The 25,100-nt window shown below is 64.2% G+C and carries 25 protein-coding genes and 1 riboswitch; of the genes, 16 read left to right on the plus strand and 9 right to left on the minus strand.

The genetic code is table 11. From position 1 onward, the window contains the following. The first annotated feature begins 269 nt into the window (after window positions 1–269). Window positions 270–364, plus strand: a riboswitch (TPP riboswitch). A 47-nt stretch (window positions 365–411) separates the two neighbouring features. The 4 genes from C2I19_RS18420 to C2I19_RS18435 all read left to right on the plus strand — a co-directional run bounded on the left by C2I19_RS18420 (window position 412) and on the right by C2I19_RS18435 (window position 4,528). Next, complete coding sequence (locus tag C2I19_RS18420; protein ID WP_103904088.1) at window positions 412–1,428, plus strand: thiamine ABC transporter substrate-binding protein; 1,017 nt, start codon at window positions 412–414, stop codon at window positions 1,426–1,428. A gap of 64 nt (window positions 1,429–1,492) precedes the next feature. Then, a complete protein-coding gene (locus C2I19_RS18425) occupies window positions 1,493–2,044 on the plus strand; it encodes a GNAT family N-acetyltransferase (RefSeq protein ID WP_158253761.1) in 552 nt (183 codons plus the stop codon). Next, complete coding sequence (locus C2I19_RS18430) at window positions 2,041–3,606, plus strand: ABC transporter permease (RefSeq protein WP_439647050.1); 1,566 nt, start codon at window positions 2,041–2,043, stop codon at window positions 3,604–3,606. Before C2I19_RS18425 ends, C2I19_RS18430 begins: the two co-directional genes overlap by 4 nt. Beyond that, entirely contained in the window at window positions 3,581–4,528 is a 948-nt protein-coding gene (locus tag C2I19_RS18435) for an ABC transporter ATP-binding protein (protein ID WP_103904152.1), read from the plus strand. Before C2I19_RS18430 ends, C2I19_RS18435 begins: the two co-directional genes overlap by 26 nt. Window position 4,529: 1 nt before the next feature. On the opposite strand, the gene C2I19_RS18440 is transcribed toward C2I19_RS18435, so the two are convergent. The 6 genes from C2I19_RS18440 to C2I19_RS18465 form a co-directional block, all read right to left on the minus strand. Further along, on the minus strand, window positions 4,530–5,720 hold the full coding sequence (locus C2I19_RS18440; protein WP_103904091.1) for an aminotransferase class V-fold PLP-dependent enzyme: 1,191 nt from the start codon (window positions 5,718–5,720) through the stop codon (window positions 4,530–4,532). Between the two features lie 17 nt (window positions 5,721–5,737). Beyond that, complete coding sequence (locus C2I19_RS18445; protein WP_103904092.1) at window positions 5,738–6,211, minus strand: RidA family protein; 474 nt, start codon at window positions 6,209–6,211, stop codon at window positions 5,738–5,740. Window positions 6,212–6,288: 77 nt separating this feature from the next. Next, window positions 6,289–7,200: a LysR substrate-binding domain-containing protein gene (locus tag C2I19_RS22625; protein WP_103904093.1), complete on the minus strand. Its 912-nt coding sequence runs from the start codon at window positions 7,198–7,200 to the stop codon at window positions 6,289–6,291. 69 nt (window positions 7,201–7,269) lie between these two features. Further along, window positions 7,270–8,070, minus strand: a complete 801-nt coding sequence (locus tag C2I19_RS18455) for a helix-turn-helix transcriptional regulator (RefSeq protein ID WP_103904094.1) — start codon at window positions 8,068–8,070, stop codon at window positions 7,270–7,272. Window positions 8,071–8,077: 7 nt separating this feature from the next. Beyond that, entirely contained in the window at window positions 8,078–8,623 is a 546-nt protein-coding gene (locus C2I19_RS18460; protein WP_103904095.1) for a kinase inhibitor, read from the minus strand. Window positions 8,624–8,764: 141 nt separating this feature from the next. Next, the gene (locus C2I19_RS18465; protein ID WP_103904096.1) at window positions 8,765–9,265 is read right to left on the minus strand and encodes a GNAT family N-acetyltransferase; all 501 of its coding nucleotides are present in this window, start codon (window positions 9,263–9,265) and stop codon (window positions 8,765–8,767) included. An 80-nt stretch (window positions 9,266–9,345) separates the two neighbouring features. On the opposite strand from C2I19_RS18465, the gene C2I19_RS18470 reads away from it, so the two are divergent. Next, window positions 9,346–10,311: a LysR family transcriptional regulator gene (locus C2I19_RS18470; protein ID WP_103904153.1), complete on the plus strand. Its 966-nt coding sequence runs from the start codon at window positions 9,346–9,348 to the stop codon at window positions 10,309–10,311. Window positions 10,312–10,326: 15 nt separating this feature from the next. Here the strand turns inward: C2I19_RS18470 and C2I19_RS18475 are convergent, their stop codons facing one another. After that, the gene (locus tag C2I19_RS18475) at window positions 10,327–11,196 is read right to left on the minus strand and encodes a serine hydrolase (RefSeq protein ID WP_103904097.1); all 870 of its coding nucleotides are present in this window, start codon (window positions 11,194–11,196) and stop codon (window positions 10,327–10,329) included. Between the two features lie 306 nt (window positions 11,197–11,502). Between C2I19_RS18475 and uvrB the strand changes: the two genes are divergently transcribed. After that, window positions 11,503–13,515 (plus strand): excinuclease ABC subunit UvrB, encoded by a 2,013-nt coding sequence (gene uvrB, locus C2I19_RS18480; RefSeq protein ID WP_103904154.1) that lies wholly within the window; start codon window positions 11,503–11,505, stop codon window positions 13,513–13,515. A 20-nt stretch (window positions 13,516–13,535) separates the two neighbouring features. On the opposite strand, the gene C2I19_RS18485 is transcribed toward uvrB, so the two are convergent. Further along, window positions 13,536–14,531, minus strand: a complete 996-nt coding sequence (locus C2I19_RS18485) for a bile acid:sodium symporter family protein (protein ID WP_199181263.1) — start codon at window positions 14,529–14,531, stop codon at window positions 13,536–13,538. 98 nt (window positions 14,532–14,629) lie between these two features. Between C2I19_RS18485 and C2I19_RS18490 the strand changes: the two genes are divergently transcribed. Then, window positions 14,630–15,556: a LysR family transcriptional regulator gene (locus C2I19_RS18490; protein ID WP_103904098.1), complete on the plus strand. Its 927-nt coding sequence runs from the start codon at window positions 14,630–14,632 to the stop codon at window positions 15,554–15,556. Window positions 15,557–15,633: 77 nt separating this feature from the next. Here the strand turns inward: C2I19_RS18490 and C2I19_RS18495 are convergent, their stop codons facing one another. Beyond that, window positions 15,634–16,182: a hypothetical protein gene (locus C2I19_RS18495; RefSeq protein WP_103904099.1), complete on the minus strand. Its 549-nt coding sequence runs from the start codon at window positions 16,180–16,182 to the stop codon at window positions 15,634–15,636. Window positions 16,183–16,602: 420 nt separating this feature from the next. Between C2I19_RS18495 and C2I19_RS18500 the strand changes: the two genes are divergently transcribed. From C2I19_RS18500 to fliJ, 9 genes are all read left to right on the plus strand, one after another. Further along, window positions 16,603–17,088: a low molecular weight protein-tyrosine-phosphatase gene (locus C2I19_RS18500; protein WP_103904100.1), complete on the plus strand. Its 486-nt coding sequence runs from the start codon at window positions 16,603–16,605 to the stop codon at window positions 17,086–17,088. 96 nt (window positions 17,089–17,184) lie between these two features. After that, window positions 17,185–17,880 (plus strand): chemotaxis protein CheB, encoded by a 696-nt coding sequence (locus tag C2I19_RS18505; RefSeq protein ID WP_103904101.1) that lies wholly within the window; start codon window positions 17,185–17,187, stop codon window positions 17,878–17,880. Window positions 17,881–17,895: 15 nt separating this feature from the next. After that, a complete protein-coding gene (locus tag C2I19_RS18510; protein WP_103904102.1) occupies window positions 17,896–19,269 on the plus strand; it encodes a sigma-54-dependent transcriptional regulator in 1,374 nt (457 codons plus the stop codon). Window positions 19,270–19,271: 2 nt separating this feature from the next. Then, window positions 19,272–19,598 carry a flagellar hook-basal body complex protein FliE gene (fliE, locus tag C2I19_RS18515; protein ID WP_103904103.1) on the plus strand — a complete coding sequence of 109 codons (327 nt, stop codon included), beginning with the start codon at window positions 19,272–19,274 and terminating at the stop codon, window positions 19,596–19,598. 101 nt (window positions 19,599–19,699) lie between these two features. Beyond that, window positions 19,700–21,388, plus strand: coding sequence for a flagellar basal-body MS-ring/collar protein FliF (gene fliF, locus C2I19_RS18520; protein WP_233201269.1), 1,689 nt, complete (start codon window positions 19,700–19,702; stop codon window positions 21,386–21,388). Beyond that, complete coding sequence (gene fliG / locus C2I19_RS18525) at window positions 21,381–22,379, plus strand: flagellar motor switch protein FliG (protein WP_103904105.1); 999 nt, start codon at window positions 21,381–21,383, stop codon at window positions 22,377–22,379. Before fliF ends, fliG begins: the two co-directional genes overlap by 8 nt. Continuing rightward, window positions 22,360–23,229, plus strand: coding sequence for a flagellar assembly protein FliH (locus C2I19_RS18530; RefSeq protein ID WP_103904106.1), 870 nt, complete (start codon window positions 22,360–22,362; stop codon window positions 23,227–23,229). Before fliG ends, C2I19_RS18530 begins: the two co-directional genes overlap by 20 nt. Beyond that, entirely contained in the window at window positions 23,213–24,604 is a 1,392-nt protein-coding gene (gene fliI / locus C2I19_RS18535; protein WP_103904107.1) for a flagellar protein export ATPase FliI, read from the plus strand. The genes C2I19_RS18530 and fliI overlap by 17 nt, the downstream gene beginning before the upstream one ends. Before the next feature lie 9 nt (window positions 24,605–24,613). Further along, complete coding sequence (fliJ, locus tag C2I19_RS18540) at window positions 24,614–25,066, plus strand: flagellar export protein FliJ (RefSeq protein WP_103904108.1); 453 nt, start codon at window positions 24,614–24,616, stop codon at window positions 25,064–25,066. Window positions 25,067–25,100 lie beyond the last annotated feature (34 nt).

The raw sequence follows: 25,100 nt of genomic DNA on the forward strand, positions 1-25,100 counted from the left end.
CGGCGCGAAGGCGGCGATCTGCGCCGGATTGGCGCCGAAGCCCGCGCGCAATAGCAGATGGCGCGCGCCATCGACGCCGATGTCGGCCAGGGCGGCGACAGGCTGGGCGCATAGGGCGGCGGCCAGCAAGAGTGTCTTGATCATGCGGTCCCCCATTCCGGGTGGATTTTTCAGCGAGCGTTTGCAGCATAGCGGCCGCTTTTCGCGCCGGTGTTAAGCGGTTTGGCCATAGTGTTAAGTTGTTTGCCGCAATCTCCGCTATACTGTGCGCCTGTCACCGGGGGTGCCCGCCATGCGGGCTGAGAGACACCCTGAGAACCTGATCTGGATCATGCCAGCGGAGGGAGCGTGATGCGCGGGAACCGTCCCGCATGCCCGCTTGCTCCGTCGTTTTTTCGCACGGAGAATTCCATGAAGTTGTTCCCCAAGCTTGTCGTCGCCGTCCTGGGCCTGTCCGGCCTGTCCGTTCACGCCGCCGAGCTGCGCGTGCTCGCGCACAGCTCCTTCGCCATCGACAAGCCGCTGCTGGCCGCTTTCGAGAAGCAGACCGGCGCCAAGGTATCCATCATCAAGGCCGGCGACGCCGGCGAGATGGTCAACAAGCTGATACTGACCAAATCCAATCCCATCGCCGACGTGGTGTTCGGCATAGACAACAGCCTGATAGGCAAGGCCGAGCAGGCCGGCGCGCTGGCGCCGCTGCCGGCGGAGTTGGCCAAGGGCGGCAAGGTCAGCCTGCCGGGCATGGCGGCCATCGACTATGGCTATGTGACGCTGAACTATGACAAGGCCTGGTTCGCCAAGAACAAGCTGCCGCTGCCCAAGACGCTGAATGATTTGACGCTGCCGGCCTACAAGAACCTGCTGGTGGTGGAAAACCCGGCCACTTCCAGCCCGGGCCTGGCTTTCCTAGCCTCCACCATCCATGCCCTGGGCGAGGAAAAGGCTTTCGCCCTGTGGGGCAAGCTGCGCGACAACGGCCTCAAGGTGAGCAAGGGCTGGACTGAAGCCTATTACACAGACTTCTCCAAGAACGGCGGCGGCCGGCCCATCGTGGTGAGCTACGCCACCAGCCCGGCGGCCGAGGTGTTCTACAGCAAGGAAAAACTGGCCGACGCGCCGACCGGCAACCTGCCGCTGCCAGGCGCGGTGTTCCGCCAGGTGGAGGGCGCGGCCCTGGTCAAGGGCGGCAAGGAGCCCAAGCTGGCCCAGCAGTTCATCGCCTTCCTGCGTTCGGACGCGGTGCAGAAGGACATCCCGACCCAGATGTGGATGTATCCGGCCATGGACAAGATCGAGCTGAACCCGGTGTACAAGTACGCCGAGCAACCGGCCGCGCACGACACGCCGGACAACGCCGCCTTGGCCGCCAAGCAGCGCGGCTGGGTCAGCCGCTGGACGCGGGTGGTGCTGAAGTCCGGTCAGTGACGCGGCGTGACGTTTTCAAGCGTTTTCTGTCATGATGCGGGCATTGTTGATTGGAAGCTGCGTGATGATTGAAGATGTAATGAGCCCCCGCCTGATTCTGCGCCATCTGGAGCCGGCGTGCTTGCAGGCCTGCCTGCGCGGCGACGTGGTCGCCGCCGCGCTAAGCCTGGGCAGTCGCCTGGCCGACGACTGGCTGCGGGAGACGGATTTAATGGCGATGCGGCTGGCCGACATGGCGGAGGACCCCGCCTATGCGCCATGGTCGGTGCGCGCGCTGCTGCGCCGCGACGACCTGGCCATGGTGGGCCACATCAATTTCCACACCGTGCCGGGCCATCCGTATCTGAACGGCTACGGCGACGTGGAGCTGGGCTATGCGGTGTACCCGGCCTTCCGCCGCCAGGGCTATGCGCGCGAGGCGCTGCTGGCCATGGCCGGCTGGGCGGCGGAGCAGGGCGGCGTGTCGCGGCTGGTGTTGTCCATCGCGCCGGACAATGCGCCGTCGCAGGCGCTGGCCGCGCAGCTGGGCTTTGCCAAAGTAGGGCAAATCCGCGACGAAGACGGTTGCGAGGATGTATTGACGGCTGACTGGCCGTTGTCTGGAGCATGTGTTTGAAGCAGTTTGTTTCATCCAGGCCGGCGCTCGCCGGCTTGCCTCTGTTGTTTCTATTCCTGTTGGCCGTCTTGCCCTTGGTCCGTTTGCTGGCCGAGGGCGGCCTGCAGTTCAGCCCTGGCTTGTTGAGCGATGCCTATCTGCGTTGGCGCTTGTTGTGGTCGCTGGGCCAAGCCGCGGCCAGCGCCTTGTTATGCCTGCTGCTGGGCGCGCCGCTGGCCTGGCTGCTGGCGCGCTACCGTTTTCCCGGCCGCTCCCTATTGTTGCGCCTGCTGATGCTGCCTTTCGTCATGCCCACCCTGGTGGCGGCGATGGGCGTGCTGGCATTGTTCGGCCCGCAGGGCCTGTTTGGCGTCAATCTGCAGGACACGCCATGGCTGCTGCTGTACGGCAATCTGTTCTTCAATCTGCCGCTGGTGGTGCGCGCCGGCTGCGACGGTTTCGCCCAGACGCCGGCCAGCCGCCTGGCCGCCGCGCGCACGCTGGGCGCCACGCCGTGGCGGGCCTTCTGGCGCGTGGAGTGGCCGGCGGCGCTGCCCTGGCTCTTGTCCAGCCTGTGCCTGGTCTTCCTGTATTGTTTCTCCGGCTTCGGCTTGGCGCTGATTCTGGGCGGCCAGCGCTACGCCACGCTGGAGGTGGAAATTTATACTCTGGTGGCTTACGAGCTGAACCTGGCCGATGCCGGCGCGCTGGCGCTCGTGGTGTTGGCCGTGTGCGGCGGCATGGCCGCGCTGTACGCCTGGTTGGCGCGGCGGCTGGCGACGGCTGCCAGGGTTGAGCCGCTGCCCTTGAGGCCGGCGGCCAGCCTGAGGGAAAAGATGGCTTTGGCCGCCGCGCTGGCCGTGTTGCTGCTGTTTGCAGGCCTGCCTTTGCTGGCCGTCATGTGGCGCGGCCTCGCCGCCGCGTCCGGCTGGTCCGCCTTGTGGGATGACGACGTCCGGCTGGCCTTGTGGAACAGCGCGCGCTTCACCGGGCTGACCGTGCTGGCGGCCGGCGCGCTGGGCCTGGCCCATGCTTTTGCCTGCGGCCGCAGCCTGGCCATGCGCGCGCTGATTTTCCTGCCTTTCGTCGCCTCGCCGGTGTGCGTGGCCTTCGGCCTCTTGCTGTTGTATCCGCAGTGGAGTGCCGCGCTGGCCTTGTTGCTGGGCGCTTATGCCTTGCTGGCCTACCCGTTCGTCGCCAAGGCGCTGCTGACGGCGTTGGACGGTCAGCCGCCGCATTGGCACGCAGCCGCGCGCAGCCTGGGCGCCAGCCCATGGCGGGTGTTTTGCCGCGTGCAATGGCCACTGTTGCAGCCGGCCTTGCGTCGCGGCCTGGCCTTCGCCGCCGCCACCGCGGTGGGCGAGTTCGCCGTCACCTTGTTTTTGTCTCGTCCGGAATGGCTGACGCTGACCACGCTGATCTACCAGAAGCTGGGCAAGCCCGGCGCGGTCAATGCCGACGCGGCGATGCAGCTGTCCTGCCTGCTGATGCTGCTGGCCTGCGTCGCGTTCTGGATCATAGAAACCGCCGGCGGCGCCGGCTCATGGGAGGACAGTCGTGCTGACGCTGCGAAACCTGAATAAGCGCTTCGGCGCGCGCGTGGTGGCGGACGACGTCTCCTTGAGCGTCGCCGCCGGCGAAACCCTGGCTCTTTTGGGACCATCCGGCTGCGGCAAGAGCACCTTGCTGAAGATGATTGCGGGGCTGGAGCGGCCGGATGGCGGCGAGCTGCGCTTTGACGGCGCGGATCTGGCGAAACTGCCGCCGGAGCGGCGCGGCTTCGCGCTGATGTTCCAGGATTTCGCCTTGTTTCCGCATCTGGATGTGTTGGGCAATGCGATGTTCGGCCTGATCGAGCAGGGCTTGCCCAAGCGCGACGCAGCGGCGCAGGCGCGGGCCATGCTGGCGCGGGTGGGTCTGGCCGACCATGTCGGGCGTAAAGTCTGGACGCTGTCCGGCGGCGAGCAGCAACGGGTGGCGCTGGCGCGGGCGCTGGCGACGCAGCCGCGGCTATTGTTGCTGGACGAGCCGTTTTCCAGCCTGGACGCGGACCTGCGCCGGCAACTGCAGCGCGTCTTCCGCGGCCTGCTGCGAGAGGCTGGCGCGCCGGTCATCATCGTCACCCATGACCGAGAGGAAGCCTTCGCCCTGGCGGATCGGGTGGCGGTGCTGAAGGATGGCAGGCTGCTGCAGTGCGATACGCCGCAGCGTTTGCTGGCCGCCCCGGCCGATGCCTGGCTGGCGCGCTTCATCGGCTATGAAAACGTGCTGGAGCATGCGGTGGCGCCGCCGCAGGCGCTGTTGCTGGGCGACGACCAACCGCCGGCGCGCATCGTGGAGCTGACCTGGCTGCCGGACGGCGCGCGGCTCAAGGTGGCGGCCCAGGCCGGCGAACTGGCGCTGAGCCTGTCCGCGCGCGAGGCCGCGCGTTGGCAAGACTCGCTGTTCGTCGGCGGCGAGATAGGCGTGGGCCTGGACGAGTCTTGCTTGCTGCGCTTTGGCTGATTCAGCGGCGCAGGGTTTCCACCGCGTTCGCCAGGCGTTCGATTTCCTCGTCCAGCGTCAGGTAGCTGACCGAGGCGCGGATTAGTTGGTCGAGGCGGCGCGATTGCATGTCAAGCGGGGTATAGAAGGCAGGGCTGGCGGCGACGGTCACGCCGCGTTCGGCCAGCCGGCGCGCGGCGGCATCGGCGGCGATGCCGTCCATCTGGAAAGACACGAGGCCGGAATGGTCTCGCCCAAGGTCCGCCATGGCCACCCCAGGAATGGCGGCTAGTCGAGCGCGCAGCGATTGCGCGGCGGCATCGGTTGCCGCGCGGATGTTCTCAAGGCCTAGCGCCAGCGCTTCTTCCACCGCATTGGCCAGTCCGCCGTGCAAGGCTTGCGAGGCTTCCGCGTTTTCGAAGCGCGCCGCGCCGGCGCGCCAGCTGGCAGCGCCGTCCTGGTCGGTCAAGGCCGACAATCGGTCGGCGAAAACCGGCGACAGCCGAGGCAGAAAGTCGCGGCGGACATACAGGAAACCTGTGCCCTTGGGGCCGCGCAGCGCCTTGCGGCCTGCGCCGCTCAGGACATCGCAGCCTAGTTTCTCTACATCGATCGGCAGCTGGCCAACGGCCTGGGCCGCATCGATGAAGTAGGGAATGCCATGGCGGCGCGCGATGCGGCCGATGGCGGCGGCCGGATTGATCAGGCCGCCGTTGGCGGGCAGCCAAGTCAAGGCGATCATTTTCACGCGCGCATCCAGCATGGCTTCCAGCGCGGCGGCGTCGACCGCGCCCTGGGCGTCGCAAGGAATGGTTTCTATGCGGGCGCCGGCTTGGCCGGCGCAAAGCGCCATCGCGGCCAGATTGCCGCCCCACTCATGGCGGCCGACCAGGATGCGGTCGCCGGCGCGCCAAGGCCCCATCGCGGCGAAGGCCAGACCCCAGCCATGCGAGTTGCCTCCGGTCAGCGCGATTTCATCGCGGTCGGCGCTTAATAATGCCGCCAGCGCCGTTCTGGCGATTTCGGTCTGCTCCCGCATGGGGGCGCCGAGGTGAGGCCAGCGCGCGCTTTCCTCGTTTTGCAATCGTTGCGCGACGGCCAACGTTTTAGCTGAAACCGGCGCTTGCGCCGCGTAATTGAAATAGGCGCTGTTTTCCAGCCCCGGCGTGGCGGCGCGCAAGGCATGAAGGACGGAGGGGGAAAAGGGCTGCATGCCGGTCTCCATTCTGGTCAGCCTTGCGCCAGGGCGACGATGGCTTCGACTTCCACTGCGGCGCCGGCCGGCAGCGAAGCGACGCCGACGGCGCTGCGGACATGGCGGCCGGCTTCGCCGAACACCGCCGTCATCAGGTCCGAAGCGCCATTGGCGACCTGGCTTTGCTGATCGAAGCCGGGGGCGGCGGCGACGAACACGGTGAGTTTGACGACGCGAGCCACGCGGTCCAGGCGGTCGCCGGTGGCGGAGGCGATTTGCGCCAGCACGCCCAGCGCGGCCTGGCGGGCGGCTTCTATGCCCTGCGTGGTGGAAACCTCGTCGCCCAGCCGGCCGGTTTGCAGCGGCTGGCCCTCAATCCGGCCTATCTGGCCCGAGATATACAGCAAGCCGTCCTGAACCAGGCTGGGCGCGTAGTTGGCGGCGGGAGGCGAGGCGGGAGGGAGGAGCAGGTTCAGTTCGGAAACGCGCGCGGACAAGGTGGCGGACATGGGGGGCTTTCATCTGGGATGGAGAAGACCCGATGCTAAGCGGGAGAGTCCGGCGGCGACCAATCAATTGTTTGGCTTTATGGATGAGTTGAATTCATCCATGAGGCCGCGGCCTCCCGCAGCCAGTCGCGCAATGCCGGCACCGAGGGGCGGGACGGCTGTTTGGACGAAACCAGCCACCAGCCGATATCGTCCGTTTCCAGCCAGGGCGAATCCATCGCCATCACCAGCGCGCCGCAGGACAGGTGGCGGGCAAGCAGATGGCGGCGGCCTAGCAGCACGCCCTGGTTGGATTGCGCGGCTTCCAGCGCGATGTTGTAGTCGCTGAAGGCCTGTGGACGGGCTGTTTGCAGGTTGGCGCCATGCCGCCTGGCCCAGGCTTCCCATTCGAACGAGGGCCAGGTGGAGGCCAGCAGCGGCAGCTTCAGCAAGTCGCTGGCTTGTGGGTGGGCCGGCAGGCTGGCGCGCAGCGAAGGCGAGCAGACCGGAGCCAGCTGTTCGCTCATCAGCAGCTGGACGGAGAGGCCGGTCCAGCCTCCGCGGCCATAGCGTATGGCCAGGTCCGCCGCGCCGTTGGCGACATCGGCCAGCGCAGTGTCCGCCTGCAGCCGCAGCGCGATGTCAGGGTGCGCCTGGGAGAACGCGCCCAGCATAGGCGCCAGCCAATGCGCGGCGAAGGCGGGCAGCAGGCTGAGCGTCACCGGCTCGCTGGCGGCCTCGACCCGGGCGCGGGCGGTGCTTTCCTGCAGCAAGGCGAACGCGGCGGCGACGCCGCGGTAATAATCTTGGCCGCGTGGCGTCAGCGCCACCTCTCGCACCCGGCGTTCGAACAGCGGCGCGCCCAGATCCTGCTCCAGCTTGCGGATGTGGTGGCTGACGGCGCTTTGCGTCACGCACAGCTCGTCCGCCGCCAGGCTGAAGCTGAGGCGGCGGGCGGCGGCTTCGAAGGCGCGCAGGGAAAGCAGGGAGGGCAGCGGGCGGGAGGACATGCAGGCATGCTACTTGATGCCAAGCTGGCCGCAAAGCGCGGCGACGCGCAGCAGGCTAGCCGGCCTCGTTCAGAGCGTGCGCCTCAGCGCCATCGGGGTCAGGCCATAGCGTTGGCGGAAGCGGGCGCTGAAACGGGAGGCGGAGGCGTAGCCGCTGCTGGCCGCGATGTCAGCGATGGCGCGTTCGCCGTTTTGCACCTGTTGCAAGGCCAGCCCCATGCGCACGTTTTCCAGTATGCCGCGAAAGCTGCTGTCTTCTTGGGCCAGATGGCGGCGCAGGGTGGACGCGCCCTGATTGAGGCGCTTGGCCGCCATCTCCACGCTCCAGCTGGCGGCGGGGTCGAGCAGCAGCAAGTGCCTCACCCGCTCGGTTATGGTGCCGGCGGCGGGGCGGAGCAGCGGTTCGATCCGTCCCGCCAGCGCCAGCGCCAGCAGCACGCCGAAAGCGTGGTGAGCTGACATTTCCGGCGCGTTGTCGTCGAGCAGGCTGCCGAGCAGGGCGTTCCAGGCGGTTTCCGCGCGTGGGTCCAACCGCGGGCATAGTTCGAATCCCGGCCGCTGCGACAGCAGCAGCGGGCCGTGGCGCTGGCGGAAGTCATCGAGCAAGCCGGGCGGCAGCGTAACGATGTCGGCGTGATAGCCGTCCGGTCCGGGAAGGTTGAGGATGTCCGCCTCGATGCCGGCCGGCAGCAGCACCAGTTGCTGCCGGCCGGCCGACATTTCCCGTTCGCCCAGCCAGAGGCGTTTGATGCCCTGGCGGACGCGGCACAGCGCCGGCGAGAACACGGGCACCCGCTTGATGCTTTGCGGCAGGCGGGCGCGGATTTCCCCGGCCTCGATGCGGCTGACGCGATGGCGGGGGGCGGGCATCGATGCCTCAGCGGCCGTAAGTGGCGGTGAGGCTGGCCTTGCCCAGCGCGTTGGCGTTGAGCATATAACCCACCAGCGCGCCGCTGGCGTCGGCGTCCAGCGGCAGCTTGTCCGTCTTCAGCGCCCAGACGGTGAATTGGTAGCGGTGCGGCTTGTCGCCCACCGGCGGGCAGGCGCCGCCGAAGCGCGATTCGCCGAAGTCGGTGCGGCCTTGTACCGCGCCTGCGGGCAATTGGCCGCCAGCGCTGCCTGCGCCTTCCGACAGCGAATGGACGCTGGCCGGCAGATTGACCACGGTCCAGTGCCACCAGCCGCTGCCGGTCGGCGCGTCCGGATCGTAAGCGGTGATGGCGAAGCTCTTGGCGCCGGCCGGAGCGCCGCTCCAGGACAGCTGCGGCGAGACGTTGCCGCCTTCGCAGCCAAAGCCTTTATAGACCTGGCGCAGGCTCAGCGGCTTGCCGTCGGCCATGCTGTCGCTGTTCAGTTTGAAACCATCGGCGTGGGCAGCCAGCGGCAGGGCGAGCAGGCTGGCGATCATCAAGGCGGTGCGCATATCAGTTTTCCTGTGGGTGAATGACATGACAGATGATAGTCCGCGGTGGGGCTCGCCGCTGTGCCGAAACGCTCGCCCGCGGCGCTGGAGCGCTCTTTCGCGAGCGATTACGGCGATGGCTGCCGCGGCGCCTAGCCGAACTCAGGCGCTTGCGGTTTCTTCGCCTAGGGCAAAGCGGCGCAGGTCGTCGCCGGCCAGGCGGTAGCGCACCCATTCTGCCTGCGGTTTGGCGCCCAGGGACTGGTAGAAATCAATGGCCGGCTGGTTCCAGTCCAGCACGCTCCATTCGAAACGGCCGCAATCGTGTTCCAGCGCCAGTTGCGCCAGGTGTTTCAATAAGGCCTTGCCGGCGCCGGCAAGGCGCATTTCCGGCGTGACGTACAGATCTTCCAGATACAGGCCGTTCTTGCCCAGCCATGTGGAGTAGCTGAAGAAATACACGGCGAAGCCGGCCAGTTGGCCGTCGACATGGCACATCAGCGCCTGGGCCTTGGCCTGCGGGCTGAACAGCGTGGCTTCGATGTCGGCGATGCCGGCCACCACCTCATGTTCGGCGCGCTCGTAAATGGCCAGTTCGGTAATGAAACGATGGATTTCGACCGCGTCCTGCGGCCGGGCGGGGGTGATGGCGATGTCGGTCATGAGAAGCTCCGTATGCGAGTGATGGCCTCATCTTAATGCGGATTGCTAGAATGAATACAGTGCATTATTTTCAGCATGAAATGAATAAAATTCACGACAATTTACGCGGCCTGGATCTCAACCTGCTGCGCGTGTTCGATGCCTTGTACCGCAGCCGTTCGGTCCAGTCGGCGGCCGATGCGCTTGCCATCAGCCCATCGGCCTGCAGCCATGCGCTGTCGCGGCTGCGCGAATCGGTGGGCGATGAACTGTTTCTGCGCACCGGCCGGGAAATGCGGCCGACTGAGCGAGCGCGGCGGCTGTCTGTCGTGGTGGAGCAGGCGCTTTCGCTGTTGGCCGATGGCTTGCGGCAGGGCTTGGACTTTGACCCGGGCAGCAGCGACAGGCTGTTTACGTTGGCCGCCACCGATTACACCGCCTTCGCGGTGCTGCCCGCATTATTGGAACGGATGAGCCTTCAAGCGCCGCGCTTGCGGTTTCGTGTGGTGCAGACTGGTCAGAAAGTGCCATTGGAAGAGTTGCTGGCGGGCAGCATAGATTTTGCTCTGGGTTATTCGGAGGAGGGCGGTTCTACGCCGGAGGGCGTGGACGAATTCGATTGGTTGGAGGATGAATATGTCGCTGCGGCGTCCTTGCAGCATCCGCGCATAGGCGACACGCTGTCGCTGGAGGCCTATCTGGCTGAGCGGCACGTAGTGGTGGCGCCGTGGAATGAGCCGCGCGGGGTGGTGGATCATGTGTTGGAACGGCTGGGTTTGGCGCGAGAGATAGGCCTGCTGCTGCCCTCGGTGCTGGCCGCGCCTTTCATCATAGGCCGCAGCGAGCTGATCATGACTTTGCCTGGCCGGGCCGCGCGGCTATTGGCGAAAACAGCAGGCGTCCGGCTATTGGCGCCGCCCTTCGCTATTCCGCCTTATCGATTGAAAATCTACCGCCACCTTCGTCATGCGGACGATGCCGCGCATCAGTGGGTGACGCGGCAGCTGCTGGCTTGTCGACCGGGCGGAGGAACATGCAAAAAGCCGGGCAAGCCGGCGTTGTTGTAAAGTGAACGCTATGGCTCAACCCGCCAGCCAGCTCCCCGGATGGGCCTCCAGCCAGGTCTTGATGTTCTTGGCGTCGTGCACGCGGGCCGAGCTGGCGCCGGCGTCCAACAGCACGATGATCAAGGGCTGCGAGCCGACCACGGCCTGCAGCACCATGCAGCGGCCCGCTTCCTGGATGTAGCCGGTTTTCTGCACCGCGATGTCCCAATCGCCCTCGCGCACCAGCGCGTTGCTGTTGCGGTACTGCAGCACATGGTTGCGCACCGAGAGGATCTGGTGCTGCTCGGTGGTGGTGAATTCGCGGATCAGCGGATAGTCGTCGGCGGCCTTGACCATCTTGGCCAGATCGGCGGCGGTGGAGGTGTTGCGCACGTCCAGGCCGGTCGGATCATGGAAAATGGTTTCAGTCATGCCCAGGCTGCGCGCCTTGCGATTCATGCGCTCGACGAAGGCGGCGGTGCCGCCGGGCAGGGTGGTGCGCGCGAGCGTGGCGGCGGCGCGGTTTTCCGACGACATCAGCGCCAGCAGCAGCATTTCCTTGCGGGTGAGCGTGGTGCCGACGGCCAGCCGCGAGGTGGTGTGTTTGACGCGGTCTATCTCCGCGTTGCTGACCGTCACCTGTTCGTCCAGCGCCGCGCCGGAATCCAGCAGCACCATGGCGGTCATCAGCTTGCTGATGGACGCGATGGGCATGCGCTGGTGGGTATTCTTCTCATACAGCGTTTCGCCGGTGCTGCCGTTGATGACCAGCACCGAGCGGGAATTCAGCCGCGGGGCGCTGTAGCCGGCCATTTCGCTGGCTACCATCACGCCTTGCGGCGGAGCCGCCATTACCGGCATGGCCAGGGCCGCCGATACCAGCAGGCTTGCGATTTTCTTGATCATGCTTCACTCCGTGTGCGCGCATGTGTTGGGATGAAGGACGGACTTTATTTTTGCGGCATTTAAAAGTAAATGACAGCAGATATCTGTCATTTCCCGGCGCGCGCTATTGGAGTCCTGTTTGCATTTTAAACAATGTTGCACGGCTGTGAAGGCTTGGCAGAGGATTTTTCCGCGCTATATTCGTCGAACGGCTGAAAGCGCCGGCGGCGCGGAAAGCCGGGATGGGCGGACGAGGCGCGCAAGGGGGTGTGATTGGAGAGAGACAAGCGTAAAATCATCGGTTTCGCCACTTTGCCGCCCCAAGCCATGCTGCTGACTTTTCCCGACAGTCCATTTCAGCTGAACCAGCCTTTCGCCCCGGCCGGCGATCAGCCGTCCGCCATCGAGAAACTGGTGGAGGGGTTGTCCGACGGCCTGTCCTACCAGACCCTGCTGGGGGTGACCGGTTCCGGCAAGACCTACACCATGGCCAACGTCATCGCCCAAACCGGGCGGCCGGCCATCATCATGGCGCACAACAAAACGCTGGCGGCGCAGCTGTACAGCGAGATGCGCGAATTCTTCCCGCACAACGCGGTGGAATACTTCGTCTCCTACTACGACTACTACCAGCCGGAAGCCTACGTTCCCAGCCGCGATCTGTTCATCGAGAAAGATTCCAGCATCAACGAGCACATCGAGCAGATGCGCTTGTCGGCGACCAAGTCGATATTGGAACGTCCCGACTGCATCATCGTGGCGACGGTGTCGGCGATCTACGGCATCGGCGACCCATCCGACTACCACCAGATGATCCTGCATCTGAAGGAGGGCGAGACCACGCCGCAGCGCGACATCATCAGCCGCCTCACCACGATGCAGTACAGCCGCAATGACATGGACTTCGGCCGCGGCACTTTCCGCGTGCGCGGCGACGTGATCGACATCTACCCGGCGGAAAGCAGCGACACCGCCTTGCGCGTCAGCCTGTTCGACGACGAGGTGGAAACGCTGACCCTGTTCGACCCGCTGACCGGCACCACCAAGCAGCGCGTCGGCCGCTTCACCGTGTTTCCGTCCAGCCACTACGTGACGCCGCGCGACACCGTGCTGCGCGCCTGCGAGCAGATCAAGGACGAGCTGCGCCGCCGCATCGAGTGGTACCAGAAGGAAGGCAAGCTGGTGGAGGCGCAGCGCATCGAGCAGCGCACCCGTTTCGACCTGGAAATGCTGTATGAAATGGGCTTCTGCAAGGGCATCGAAAACTATTCGCGCCATTTCTCCGGCCGCGGTCCCGGCGATCCGCCGCCGACCTTGATCGACTACCTGCCCAAGAACGCGCTGATGTTCATCGACGAGAGCCACGTCACCGTGCCGCAGGTGGGCGCGATGTACAAAGGCGACGCCGCGCGCAAGGCCAACCTGGTGGAGTACGGCTTCCGCTTGCCGTCCGCCGCCGACAACCGGCCGCTGAAGTTCCACGAGTTCGAGCAACTGATGCCGCAGACTGTGTTCGTGTCGGCGACGCCGGCAGTGTACGAGAAGGACCACGCCGGCCAGGTGGTGGAGCAGGTGGTGCGGCCGACCGGCCTGGTGGACCCGCAGATCGAGATCCGCCCGGTGGCCACCCAGGTGGACGATCTGCTGTCCGAGATACGCGACCGCATGGCGCGCGGCGAGCGGGTGCTGGTCACCACGCTGACCAAGCGCATGTCTGAGCAACTGGCCGACTACTACACCGAGCACGGCATCAAGGTGCGTTATCTGCACAGCGATATCGACACTGTCGAGCGGGTGGAGATCATCCGCGACCTACGCCTGGGCATGTTCGATGTGCTGATAGGCATCAACCTGCTGCGCGAAGGCCTGGACATCCCGGAAGTGAGCCTGGTGGCGATCCTGGACGCGGACAAGGAAGGTTTCCTGCGTTCCGAGCGCAGCCTGATCCAGACCATAGGCCGCGCCGCGCGGAACCTGAACGGCAAGGCGCTGCTCTACGCCGACCGCATCACCGATTCCATGCGCAAGGCGATGGACGAGACCGAGCGCCGCCGCGCCAAACAGATGGCGTTCAACGCCGAGCATGGCATCGTGCCGCGCGGCGTGGAGAAGAAGGTCAAGGACATCATAGACGGCGTCTACAGCGTGGAAGCCGAGCGCAAGAAGCTGGTGGACGAGGCTGCGGTGGCGATGATGGACGAGAAGACGCTGGCCAAGGAGATCAAGCGCCTGGAGAAAGACATGCTGGAGGCGGCGCGCAATCTGGAGTTCGAGAAAGCCGCCCGCATCCGCGACGAGTTGAAGCAATTGAAGGAAAAGGCCTGGCTCAGCGAGCTATAGAGCCGGCCCCGTTTCCTCCACTATCCCCGCGAAATCAGCGGGGATTTTTCTTGTTGGCCGCGCAGCGCCTGCTGGCGGAAACGCTGCGCCAGCACCGCGCACACCATCAGCTGGATCTGGTGGAACAGCATCAGCGGCAGCACGATGGCGCCGATGGCGTGGCCGGCGAACAGCACCTTGGCCATGGGCACGCCGCTGGCCAGGCTTTTCTTGGAGCCGCAGAACAGAATGGTGATCTGATCCTCGCGATTGAAGCCCAGCTTGCGGCCCGCCAGCGTGGTGAGGCCCAGCAGTAGACCCAGCAAGATGGCGTTGACCAGCAACAGCCCGCCCAGCGCGGCGGGCGGCGTTTGCCGCCACAGTCCGCTGATCACCGCGGCGCTGAAGGCGGTGTAGACCACCATCAGGATCGAACCCTGATCCACGTATTTCAGCAGCGCCTTGTGCTTGTCCACCCAATGCCCTAGCCAGCGCCGCGCGATCTGGCCGGCGATGAAGGGCAGCAGCAATTGATAGACGATGTCCAGCGCCGATCCCATGCCCTGCGCCATGCCGCCGTGGCTGACCACCAGCCAGCCCACCAGCAGCGGAGTGATGAAAATCCCCAGCAGGTTGGAGGCGGTGGCGCTGCAAATGGCGGCCGGCACATTGCCTTGCGCCATCGAGGTGAAGGCGATGGAGGACTGGACGGTGGACGGCAGCATGCACAGATACAGCACGCCCAGATACAGCTCGGGCGTGACCAGCGGCGTCAATACCGGTTTGAGCAGCAGGCCCAATAGCGGAAATAGCGCGAAGGTGCAGGCCAGCACCGTCAGGTGCAAGCGCCAGTGGCCCATGCCGGCCAGCACGGCTTCGCGCGACAGTTTGGCGCCATGCAGGAAGAACAGCAGGCCTATCGCCAGATTGGTGACGATGTTGAAAATTTGCGCGGCCTCGCCCGAGCAGGGCAGCAGGCTGGCCAGGACGACAGTGCAGATCAGCGCGAGAGTAAAGGAGTCCAGTAGTTTGGGCATATCGACATCCATCATGGGCTATGCGTGATATCGCTATTGAAACGCGGCGTAATTAAGAATACAAATTCATTTATATGATCAATTAATGAGTTATTGATATGAATGTGACCTTGCGCCAATTGCGAGTCTTCCGGCGCGTCGCCGAGCAGGGCGGTTTCAGCCGCGCCGGAGATGAACTGGGGCTGACCCAGCCCGCTGTCAGCCGCGCGGTGAGGGAGCTGGAAGAGACATTGGCCCTGCGTCTACTGGACCGCACCACGCGCGAAGTGGCGCTGACTGAGTCCGGCGCCCGTCTATTGCCCAAGCTGGCGCGCGCGTTGGATGCGCTGGACGAGGTGTTGGAAACGGCGCGCAAGGAAGGCGGGCAGGCCATGGGCTCGGTGCATGTGGCCAGCAGTCCCACGCTGTCGGCCAGCCTGATGCCGGCCATCATCGCCGCCAGCCGCGAGCGTTTCCCGCAGCTGAGCCTGCATCTGCAAGACCAGGTGCAGCGCATCAATGTGGAGGCGGTGCGCGGCGGCGCGGCCGATTTCGGCTTGGTGGTGGAGTCGGCGGACTGCGACGATCTGGAGCAGGAGACGGTGTTGGTCGATGATTTCTGGCTGGTGTGCCGCGCGGATCATCCGCTTGCCTCGCAGGAGGAGGCCGACTGGCGCCAACTGGATGGAGAGGCGCTGGCGCTGCTGGACGGCAGCTCCGGCAGCCGGCCGCTGATAGACCAGCTATTGCGCCGCTATGGCCTCAACTGCCCGGTGGCGCAGCAGCTAGGCCATTCCCAATCGGTGTTCCGCATGGTGGCGGCCGGGATAGGCGTCAGCATCAGCCCTGGACTGGCCATGCCCTTTCCGGCTGGAAGCGGCCTGCGCGCGCTGCCCTTGCGGCCGCGCGCCAGCCGCCGCATCGTGTTGATCCGCCGCCGCAACCGCACCTTGTCGCCGGCGGCGGAAAGCCTGTGGCGGCTGGTGCTGGACATGCGCGGAGATTTGCAGCGGCTGGCGCGGGAGACGTGCGGGTCGGTTGGGTAGATGGGGCGGCGGCAGGGGATTGGCGCCTGCTCGTCGCGGTCAGCCAGGATGCTTGAGGGTAGCGGCCGGCAAGACGATCAGCTCTCCAGGATGTCCTTCAATATTTCTCCGCAAGATGAGGGCTGGCGGTAGAACTCATGGTCCGCTCCCGCTATGCAGGCAATGGAATAGTAGAGATCGGATTGCGGAATGTCGTCCTTGGGTCGAAAGGGATCCTTTTCGCCAAATATGGCATGCACTTTGCAGGGCGTGGCAATCGGCAACAGGTAGCGCAAGCGCGTGGAGCTGAGGCAGATCAGTTTCGCCTGAGCCGCCATGGCGTCTCTTGCCAGCGCGGCCAAATAGCCGCCATAACTGCAACCTATCACCGCATCCGGATTTTCTAGCCGGATATGATCCGCCAGCCTTGAGCGGGCGGTCGAAATTGCGGCCTCGCTGGTGATGTTGCCATGCAGATTGTCGATGGCTTCTTGCTGGAGCGGGGCGTAAATTTCTGGAAGTAGTTGATCTACCCAGATAATTTTGCTTGCCCGCCCATGTTGAGCAAGCCATTTTCCCCATAGCGAGAGATATTCGATATTCCCCGCTTTCCCATGCATGTCGGATATGAGTAAGGTGAGTTTCATGTTTTCAATGGTCCGCATTCATTAGCAAAGAGTCACGTTTCTACCATTTGTGCTTGGGATTGAGTCAGAGAGACGTGATGCGCGCGACCAGAGTCAATAAAGCGAGATTTTAGCAGGATTCGCGGTTGCGGCCGCATGGAGCAGGTTATTTTGGCATTCGGAAAAGCAGAAATGGAAGAATTATTTGAATGATGCATATTTCAGATTGTCCATGCTATTGTTTTCTTGAGTCTATTCCTGCTGTTGGAGAATGCGATAAGGGTTGGCGGCATGTCGCGGGCACGAATGGTCTTGAACACTTTTTCATGTCAATATTCCGCATGTCATGCGCGCCCACGCGCAAGCTATATGCTTGGCGGGGACGGAAATGTTGATTTTTCATGGCGCGTCTATTTTTTATTTTCGTAAGAAATTGATTCTATGAAAATATTTTCAATATTGTTCGTCTGTCATGGCAATATCTGCCGCTCCCCGACCGCGGAAGGCGTGATGCGCGCCAGGCTGGCGCAGGCGGGTTTGCTGAGCCGTGTGGTGGTGGATTCCGCCGGCACTCACGGCTATCACGTCGGCGAAGCGCCGGATGCGCGCAGCGTAAAGGCTGCGGCGAGCAGAGGCTACGATTTGGCTTCCCAGCGCGCCCGCCAGGTGGCGGATGAGGACTTTGCGGCTTTCGACCTGATACTGGCGGCGGACAGCCGCAATCTGGCCGATTTGCGTCGGCGCTGCCCGGCCCATTTGCAGGACAGGCTGCATTTGATGCTGGAGCCCTTGGGCGAAGGGCGTGAAGTGCCTGACCCGTATTACGGCGGCTGCCGGGGTTTCGAGGAGGTGTTGGATCTGTTGGAGGCGGCGTGCGAGGGCTGGTTGGAGCAGTTGAGAAGCCGGCATGACTGGATGGCGAGCTGACTGACAGGGGCAAGTGCTGCTAAGCTGACGGAATCGACACTCTTCAAGCCTGGGCGGCGCCGCCGCGCCGGGCGGACCATGCTGCAAGGTAAATCCATGGCCCTGACTTCGCGAGAGCGGGCGAATAAAACGCCGCTGGAGATCGTTCCCAGCCATAGCGCGGATGTGATTCTGCCGCGTCAAACAGGAAAAATGCCGCTGGCGAGCCAGACCATCATCGTCATCGGCTCGTCCACCGGGGGGACGGAGGCGCTGCGCACATTGTTGACCGCGCTGCCGGCCAATATGCCGCCGATACTGGTGGCACAGCATATGCCCGAGATGTTCACCCAGTCGTTTGCGCAGCGGCTGGACTCCTTGTGCCGGCTGCGGGTCAAGGAAGCCGAGGACAACGAGCGGCTGCAGACGGGAACCGTCTACATCGCGCCGGGCCATTCCCATCTGCTGATCAAGAGCGCGCCGACCATAGGCTATAGCACCAGTCTGAACAACGGGCCGGCAGTGAATCGCCACCGGCCCTCCGTCGATGTGCTGTTCCGTTCCGCAGCCAATCTGGCGGGCAAGAACGCGATCGGCATCATTCTGACCGGCATGGGGCGAGACGGCGCCAACGGCATGCTGGAGATGAGGCAGGCCGGCGCCTGGAACATCGCGCAGGACGAGGCCAGTTGCGTGGTGTTCGGCATGCCTAAGGAAGCGATCGCCATCGGCGCCGCCCATGAGGTGTTGCCGCTGACCTCCATCGCCCAGCGCCTGACGGTGCTGGCGCATCAGCGCCAGCCAACCATATAGAATGTATTGGATTCCATGAAGTATTTACCGATTTTGGTGGTCGAGGACGACGCCGACTTGCGCGAAGCCATCATCGATACATTGGCGCTGTCTGGCTATCCCACGCTGGAAGCCGCTGACGGCGGCCAGGCCTTGCAGCGTTTGCGGCAGGAGCCGGTGGGCCTGATCATTTCCGACGCGCAGATGGCGCCGATGGACGGCTATGCCTTGTTCGAGGAGGTGAAAAAGCATTATCCGGGCGTGCCCTTCATCCTGATGACCGCCTATGGCGTGATCGAACGGGCCATTGAGTTATTGCGCGCCGGCGCCAGCCACTACCTGCTGAAGCCGTTCGAGCCGCAAAGCCTGTTGGTCGAAGTCGAGAAGCATCTGTTGGCGATGCCGGGTGACGATGGCGGCGAGGTGGTGGCGGAATCCGCGGCGATGCGTCAATTGTTCGCCCTGGCCGGGCGCGTGGCGCAGAGCGACGCCAGCGTGATGATCTGTGGTCCCAGCGGCACCGGCAAGGAAGTGCTGGCGCGTTATATCCACCGCCATTCCCGCCGCTGCGGCGGGCCCTTCATCGCGGTCAATTGCGCGGCGATTCCGGATAATTTGCTGGAGTCCACCTTGTTCGGCCACGAACGCGGCGCCTTTACCGGCGCGGCCCAGGCTTTGCCCGGCAAGTTCGAGCAGGCCCAGGGCGGCACCATTCTGCTGGACGAGGTCACGGAAATGCCGCTGCCCTTGCAGGCCAAGCTGCTGCGCGTGCTGCAGGAGCGCGAGGTGGAGCGCATAGGCAGCACCCGTACCGTCAAACTGGATATCCGCGTGCTGGCCACGTCCAACCGCGATCTGCAGGCCGAGGTGGAGGCCGGGCGCTTCCGCGAGGATTTGTATTTCCGGCTCAATGTTTTCCCGCTGCGGATACCGGCGCTGGCCGAGCGGCCCGACGACATATTGCCCTTGGCACGATTCCTGCTTAAAAAACATGCAGAGGCCGCGGGGCGGGCGTTCCTGGTGTTTTCCAGGGATGCGGAGCGTCATTTGACGGCCTATAGTTGGGAGGGTAACATCCGCGAACTGGATAATGTCGTGCAGCGGGCGGTCATACTTGCCGCGGGAGCGGAAATTCTTGCCGCCGATCTGTTGCTGGGCGATATGCCAGGCGTGGGGCAGATTACCCGGACGGTGTCCGAGTCGGACGGTTCGGTGTCGGATGAAACCGACATGAAAACCCTTGAGAAACGCCATATTCTGGAAACATTGGCAGCGGTTGGCGGCGTAAAGAAGCTGGCCGCGGAAAAACTGGGCATCAGCGAGCGCACTCTGCGCTATAAATTGCAGCGTTACCGTGATGAAGACGCGGCGGCTGGCCAGGATGTTCCGGAGGGAAGTGGCACGGAGTAGCCATGTCAGTCAATAATATCGACCAGTTGCTGGGCGAGCTGAGAAGCGCGGCGGCGCTGGCGGGCGGAAAACAGTCGTCGCCGACGGCGCAACAGGCGCCGCAGGTCGACTTTTCCGACGTGCTCAAATCGACGATAGAGCAAGTGAATTCGGCGCAGCAGACTTCGGAGGAAATGCAGAAGCAGTTTCAGCTGGGCGACAACAAGGAAGTCAATCTGCAGGACGTGATGATGTCGCTGCAAAAAGCCAGCCTGTCGTTCCAGACCATGGTTCAGGCGCGCAACAAGCTCGTCAGCGCCTATCAGGAAATCATGAATACCCAAGTCTAGCGCTGTCGGATCCACAGATTGGGCGGCGGTGGACCTAAATCAAATACCACCGTATGGCTGATCTGGCAGAAGACAACGCAGTTCCGGTTTGGCGAGCGCGCATGAATGAAGCGGGAGACCGCTTCAAGGCGCTGCCCAACAACAAGAAAATCCTGTTTCTGACGGCGCTCGCGGCCATTTTCGCCGTGATCGTCGGCGCCGTCGTCCTCAATCGCACCCCCTCCTATAAAGTCCTGTTCTCCAATTTGGCGGATAGGGATGGCGGCCAGGTGACGGCAGCCCTGCAGCAGATGAACGTGCCCTACCAACTGGGCGAGGGCGGCGTGATCTCCGTGCCGGCCGACAAAGTCTATGACGCGCGTCTGCGCTTGGCGGCTCAGGGGCTGCCCAAGGCCAGCGGGGTCGGCTTCGAGCTGATGGACAACCAGAAGTTCGGCATCAGCCAGTTTGCGGAACAGGTCAATTATCAGCGTTCGATCGAGGGCGAGCTTGCGCGCACGATTGAAGCGGTTTCGTCGGTGCAGGGCGCGCGGGTGCATATCGCCTCGCCGAAGCAAAGCGTGTTCGTGCGCGAGCAGCAGGCGCCCACCGCGTCGGTGATGCTGCAGCTCTACCCGGGGCGGCAGCTGGATGGCGGCCAAGTGGCCGGCATCCTGCACTTGGTGTCCAGCTCGGTGCCCAATCTGCCGATCAAGAACGTCACCATCGTCGATCAGGACGGCAATCTGCTGTCCAAACAGTCCGGGCCGGACGACAATTCGGGCCTGGATCAGCGCCAGCTCGGCTTCGTGCGGCAAATCGAGGAAGGCTACGTCAAACGGATCGAGGATATCCTGGAGCCCATCTTCGGCAAGGGCAATGCCCGCGCCCAGGTAACCGCCAACGTCGATTTTTCCGAAATCGAGCAGACTTCCGAAACGTATCGCCCTAATTCAAGCCCGAACCCCTCGGCTACGCGCAGCCAGCAGATCAGCGAGAAACTGGCCAACGGTTCAGCCAATCCCACCGGGGTGCCGGGCGCGCTGTCCAATCAGCCGCCGTCGGCGGCGTCCGCGCCGATCACGCTGCCGCCGGGCGCGGCGCCGGGCACCGCCAATCTGTCGGGCCAGAGCATCAGCGCCAGCGGCACGCTGCAGCGCGATATCACCACCAATTACGAGGTGGACAAGACCATACAGCACACCAAGGTGCCTACTGGCGTGGTCAAGCGCTTATCCGCGGCCGTGGTGGTGAACTATCGCCGCATGCCGGACAAGAGCGGCGAGATGAAGCCCACGCCGCTGACCGCCCAGGAGGTGCAGCAGATCAATAATCTGGTCAAGGAGGCCATGGGCTACAGCACCGCGCGCGGCGATACCTTGAACGTGGCCAATGCCGCCTTCGCCGATAATGCCCAGCCTGTCACCATGCAGGAGCGCGTGGTCGATTACGTCACGGACAATGGCACCAGCCTGATCAAGTACGGCCTGTTGGCCATCGCCGTGCTTTACCTGCTATTCGGCGTGGTGCGGCCCATCATGCGCGATCTCATCCGGCCTGCGCCGCCGGCGGGCGAAGCCGAGGGCGCGGCTGCGGCGGCGGTTCGCGGCGGGCGTCTGCTGAGCGTGGCCGGGGAAGAGGGCGAGGAGGGCGAGGCCGCCGCCGCTGGCGGCAAGGCCGGGCGCGAGGATCCGCGCGAGGCTCGGCGTCGTCAGTACACCAGCAATCTGGAGGCGGTGCGCGAAATTGTGAAGTCCGATCCGCGCATGGCGGCCCAGATCATCAAGGAATGGATCAGTTCCGATGAGTGAGAACGGTATTCGCAAGAGCGCCATTCTGCTGTTCAGCCTGGGACAGGCCGAGGCGGTCGAGGTGTTCAAGTATCTGGGGCCGAAAGAGGTGCAGAAGATCTCGCTGGCGATGGCTGCGATCAACAACCTCAGCTACGAGCAGATCGACGATGTGGTCGACCAGTTCCGCCAGGAGTGCCAGGCGCGCGCCAGCATAGGCGCGTCCGACGAATATCTGCGCAATGTGCTGGTGGAGGCGCTGGGGCCGGACAAGGCCGCCAACCTGCTGGACAAGATCATGCAGGGCAACGACCACAGCGGCATCGAAAGCCTGAAGTGGATGGATCCGTCCTCAGCCGCGGATCTGATTCGCCACGAGCACCCGCAGATCATCGCCACCATCCTGGTGCACTTGGAGCCGGACTTGTCCAGCTCCATCCTGTCGTTTTTTCCTGAACGGATGCGCAACGAGGTGCTGATCCGGACTGCCACGCTGGAGGGCGTGCAGCCGCAAGCGCTGCGCGAACTCAACGACGTGCTGACGCAGCTGCTGTCTGGTTCCGACCGCATCAAGAAAAGCGCTTCCGGCGGGGTGGCGCTCACCGCGGAAATCCTCAACTTCATGGGCGGCAATGTGGAAACCTCGGCGCTGGGCTTCATCCGCGAATACGACCCGGAGCTGGCGCAACGCATCCAAGACAAGATGTTTGTTTTCGAAAACATGCTGGACATCGACGATCGCTCGATCCAGACCATTTTGCGCGAGGTGCAGTCCGATTCGCTGGTCATCGCGCTGAAGGGCACCAGCAACGAATTGAAGGAAAAAATCTTCCGCAATATGTCGCAGCGGGCGGCGGAAATGCTGCGCGACGACCTCGAATCCAAGGGGCCGGTCAAATTGTCCGAAGTCGAGGCGGAGCAAAAGGAAATCCTCAAGATCGTGCGCAAACTCGCCGACGACGGCCAGATCGTGCTAGGCAGCAAGGGCGGCGATGAAGGCCTCGTCGAGTAACAATCCCATCATCCCCGGCGAGCAGCTGGAGAGCTGGAGCAGCTGGAGTCCAGGCTCGCTGGACGGCTTCGCCCAGGCGCTGACACCATCGCAGCTGGTGGCGATGGCGCAGATGCGCAAGCCCGGAGCCAGCCTGGCCGAACGCATCGCCGCGAGCGAGACCGAGGCTGCCGCGCCGGTGCCCTTGGCGGAAGCCGAGGCGCTGGCTGAGCAGGCCGAGGCGGGGCAGGAGCTGGAGGAGGTCGACGCCGGCCTGGGCTATCCCACCGCGGCTGAACTGGAAGCCATTCATCAGGAGGCCTGGCAGGCTGGCCATGACGCAGGGGTGGCGGCCGGGCGGGCGGAAGGGTTCGAGCAGGGCGAGCAGGCGGGACGGGAGCAGGGTGCGGCCGAGGCGCGAGCCGAGTTGCAGCCGCGGCTGGAAGAGGCTTGGCAGTCCTTGCAGTCCATGGCTGGCGGGTTTTCCGCCGAGCTGTCGAGACTGGAGCAGGAACTGGCCCAGGATGTACTGAGGCTGGCCTGGCAGTTGGCGCAGAAGCTGACGCAACAGCAGCTGCGTCGCGATGGCGAGGCCTTGCTGCCCTTGCTGCAGTCCGCCTTGTCGGAATTGCCATCGACGCTGTCCAGCGCCAGGCTGCGGGTCAATCCGGCGGATCTAGATGCCGCGCGCGAATTTCTGCGGCTGGAAACGCCGGAGACGGTTTGGCAATGGATCGAAGATCCGGCGATTGCCCGCGGCGGCTGCGTGATCGACACTACGTCGGTGCGTCTGGACATGACCATGGAAACGCGGCTCGCCGCCTTGAGTCTGGCGCTGGGCTTGGAGGCTGGGGATGAGCGGGCTGATTGAGCGGCAGCGCGCCTGGCTGGAGGCTTGCTCGGACGCTGCGGCGTCCGCCTCGCTTTGGCAGCCTTGCGGCCGGCTGGTGCGGGTGACGGGCATGGTGATGGAAGCCGTGGGCATCAAGCTGCCGGTGGGCAGCGCCTGCCGGGTGATGCTGGCCGATCATCAGTCGGTGGAGGCCGAGGTGGTGGGCTTCTCCGGCGACAAGGTTTACCTGATGCCTTTGACCAATGTGCACGGCCTGTTGCCGGGCACGCCGGTGCTGCCCTTGTCCTCGCATGCGCCGCCGCTGTACGGGCGCTCGGCCGGAGCGGTTCGGGCGGAGGGTTTCATCGGTCGGCAGGTCCCGGTGGGGCTTAGCCTGCTCGGCCGCGTGCTGGATTCCTTGGGCCGTCCGCTTGACGGCTTGGGCCCCATTCATCCCGATGCCTGGTTTCCGTTGCACAGCCAGCCCATGAATCCGCTGGACCGCACGCCGGTACATGATGTGCTGGATGTGGGGGTGCGCGCCATCAATGGCTTGCTGACCGTGGGCCGCGGCCAACGTTTGGGCCTGTTCGCCGGCTCCGGCGTGGGCAAGTCTGTGCTGCTGGGCATGATGGCCCGCTTCACCAAGGCCGATGTGGTAGTGGTGGGCCTGATAGGCGAGCGGGGTCGTGAAGTGAAGGATTTCATCGAGAACATACTGGGCGAAGAGGGCCGCGCGCGCTCCGTCGTGGTGGCGGCCCCGGCCGACATGCCGCCCTTGATGCGGCTGCATGGTGCGGCTTACGCCACGGCGCTGGCCGAGTATTTCCGCGCCCAGGGGCTGGACGTGCTGTTGTTGATGGATTCGGTCACCCGCTATGCGATGGCGCAGCGCGAGATCGCGCTGGCGATAGGCGAGCCTCCGGTGACCAAAGGCTATCCGCCTTCCGTTTTCGCGCGCCTGCCGCAGTTGATTGAGCGCGCCGGCAATGGCGAAGAGGGCGGCGGTTCCATTACCGGTTTTTATACCGTGCTGTCTGAGGGGGATGACCAGCAGGACCCCATCGCCGACTCGGCCCGGGCCATTCTGGACGGCCACTTCGTGCTGTCGCGCGACTTGGCCGAGGCCGGCCACTATCCGGCGATAGACATCGAGCAGTCCATCAGCCGGGTCATGGTGGACGTGGTGCCGCAGCAGCAGATGGACATGGCGCGCCACTTCAAGCAACTGTACTCGCGTTATCGCCGCAATCGAGATCTGATCAGCGTCGGGGCTTATGTCGCAGGCTCCGATCCCGTGCTGGACGATGCCTTGCGGCGCCAACTGCCCATGGTGGGCTTCCTGACTCAGCCCATGCATGAATCCCACGACTATTCCTCCTGTTGCGAGCAATTGGCGAGCGTGCTGGCCTAAGGTTGAACGATGGCGGAAAGCAAGTATCAGCTGTTGATCAAGCTGGCGGACGAGAGGCAGCAGGCGGCGGCCGAGCGGATGAGTCTGGCGCAGAATGCCCTTAATCAGGCGAGGATGCGGCTGGAGCAACTGGACGGCTTTCGCGAGGAATATCGGCAGCGCTTGGTGGTGAGCGGCGGCAAGGGCATTTCCGTCATCCAGTACCAGGATTTTCGCCGTTTCCTGCTGCGGCTGGATGAAGCCATGGCGCAGCAAAAGCAAGACGTCGAGCGCTGCATGCAGCGCTTCGTGCTGGAGCGACAGGCCTGGCAGCATGAGTACAAGAAGCTCAAGGCTTATGAAAAGCTGCTGCAGCGCGAGCTGGAGCGAGAAGCCTTGCTGGAGTCCAAGCGCGAACAGAAGCGCACTGACGAATTCTCCACTCGGCAGTTCTGGGACCGCAGTCATGGAGACGATGTCTGATTTGGCACGCTCCTTGCTTTCATTAGCCGCGTCA

Source organism: Chromobacterium alticapitis (assembly GCF_002924365.1).
Lineage (GTDB): Bacteria > Pseudomonadota > Gammaproteobacteria > Burkholderiales > Chromobacteriaceae > Chromobacterium > Chromobacterium alticapitis.

Coding starts and splice junctions, on each gene's coding strand:
- C2I19_RS18510 (WP_103904102.1), top strand. CDS start 17,896: ATGAAGTATTTACCGATTTTGGTGGTCGAGGACGACGCCGACTTGCGC.
- fliE (WP_103904103.1), top strand. CDS start 19,272: ATGTCAGTCAATAATATCGACCAGTTGCTGGGCGAGCTGAGAAGCGCG.
- fliF (WP_233201269.1), top strand. CDS start 19,700: ATGAATGAAGCGGGAGACCGCTTCAAGGCGCTGCCCAACAACAAGAAA.
- C2I19_RS18475 (WP_103904097.1), bottom strand. CDS start 11,196: ATGATCAAGAAAATCGCAAGCCTGCTGGTATCGGCGGCCCTGGCCATG.
- C2I19_RS18530 (WP_103904106.1), top strand. CDS start 22,360: ATGAAGGCCTCGTCGAGTAACAATCCCATCATCCCCGGCGAGCAGCTG.
- fliJ (WP_103904108.1), top strand. CDS start 24,614: ATGGCGGAAAGCAAGTATCAGCTGTTGATCAAGCTGGCGGACGAGAGG.
- C2I19_RS18445 (WP_103904092.1), bottom strand. CDS start 6,211: ATGTCCGCCACCTTGTCCGCGCGCGTTTCCGAACTGAACCTGCTCCTC.
- C2I19_RS18485 (WP_199181263.1), bottom strand. CDS start 14,531: ATGCCCAAACTACTGGACTCCTTTACTCTCGCGCTGATCTGCACTGTC.
- C2I19_RS18460 (WP_103904095.1), bottom strand. CDS start 8,623: ATGCGCACCGCCTTGATGATCGCCAGCCTGCTCGCCCTGCCGCTGGCT.
- C2I19_RS18440 (WP_103904091.1), bottom strand. CDS start 5,720: ATGCAGCCCTTTTCCCCCTCCGTCCTTCATGCCTTGCGCGCCGCCACG.
- C2I19_RS18465 (WP_103904096.1), bottom strand. CDS start 9,265: ATGACCGACATCGCCATCACCCCCGCCCGGCCGCAGGACGCGGTCGAA.
- C2I19_RS22625 (WP_103904093.1), bottom strand. CDS start 7,200: ATGTCCTCCCGCCCGCTGCCCTCCCTGCTTTCCCTGCGCGCCTTCGAA.
- C2I19_RS18425 (WP_158253761.1), top strand. CDS start 1,493: ATGATTGAAGATGTAATGAGCCCCCGCCTGATTCTGCGCCATCTGGAG.
- C2I19_RS18505 (WP_103904101.1), top strand. CDS start 17,185: ATGGCCCTGACTTCGCGAGAGCGGGCGAATAAAACGCCGCTGGAGATC.
- C2I19_RS18490 (WP_103904098.1), top strand. CDS start 14,630: ATGAATGTGACCTTGCGCCAATTGCGAGTCTTCCGGCGCGTCGCCGAG.
- C2I19_RS18470 (WP_103904153.1), top strand. CDS start 9,346: ATGAATAAAATTCACGACAATTTACGCGGCCTGGATCTCAACCTGCTG.
- uvrB (WP_103904154.1), top strand. CDS start 11,503: ATGCTGCTGACTTTTCCCGACAGTCCATTTCAGCTGAACCAGCCTTTC.
- C2I19_RS18495 (WP_103904099.1), bottom strand. CDS start 16,182: ATGAAACTCACCTTACTCATATCCGACATGCATGGGAAAGCGGGGAAT.
- C2I19_RS18420 (WP_103904088.1), top strand. CDS start 412: ATGAAGTTGTTCCCCAAGCTTGTCGTCGCCGTCCTGGGCCTGTCCGGC.
- C2I19_RS18455 (WP_103904094.1), bottom strand. CDS start 8,070: ATGCCCGCCCCCCGCCATCGCGTCAGCCGCATCGAGGCCGGGGAAATC.
- fliG (WP_103904105.1), top strand. CDS start 21,381: ATGAGTGAGAACGGTATTCGCAAGAGCGCCATTCTGCTGTTCAGCCTG.
- C2I19_RS18500 (WP_103904100.1), top strand. CDS start 16,603: ATGAAAATATTTTCAATATTGTTCGTCTGTCATGGCAATATCTGCCGC.
- fliI (WP_103904107.1), top strand. CDS start 23,213: ATGAGCGGGCTGATTGAGCGGCAGCGCGCCTGGCTGGAGGCTTGCTCG.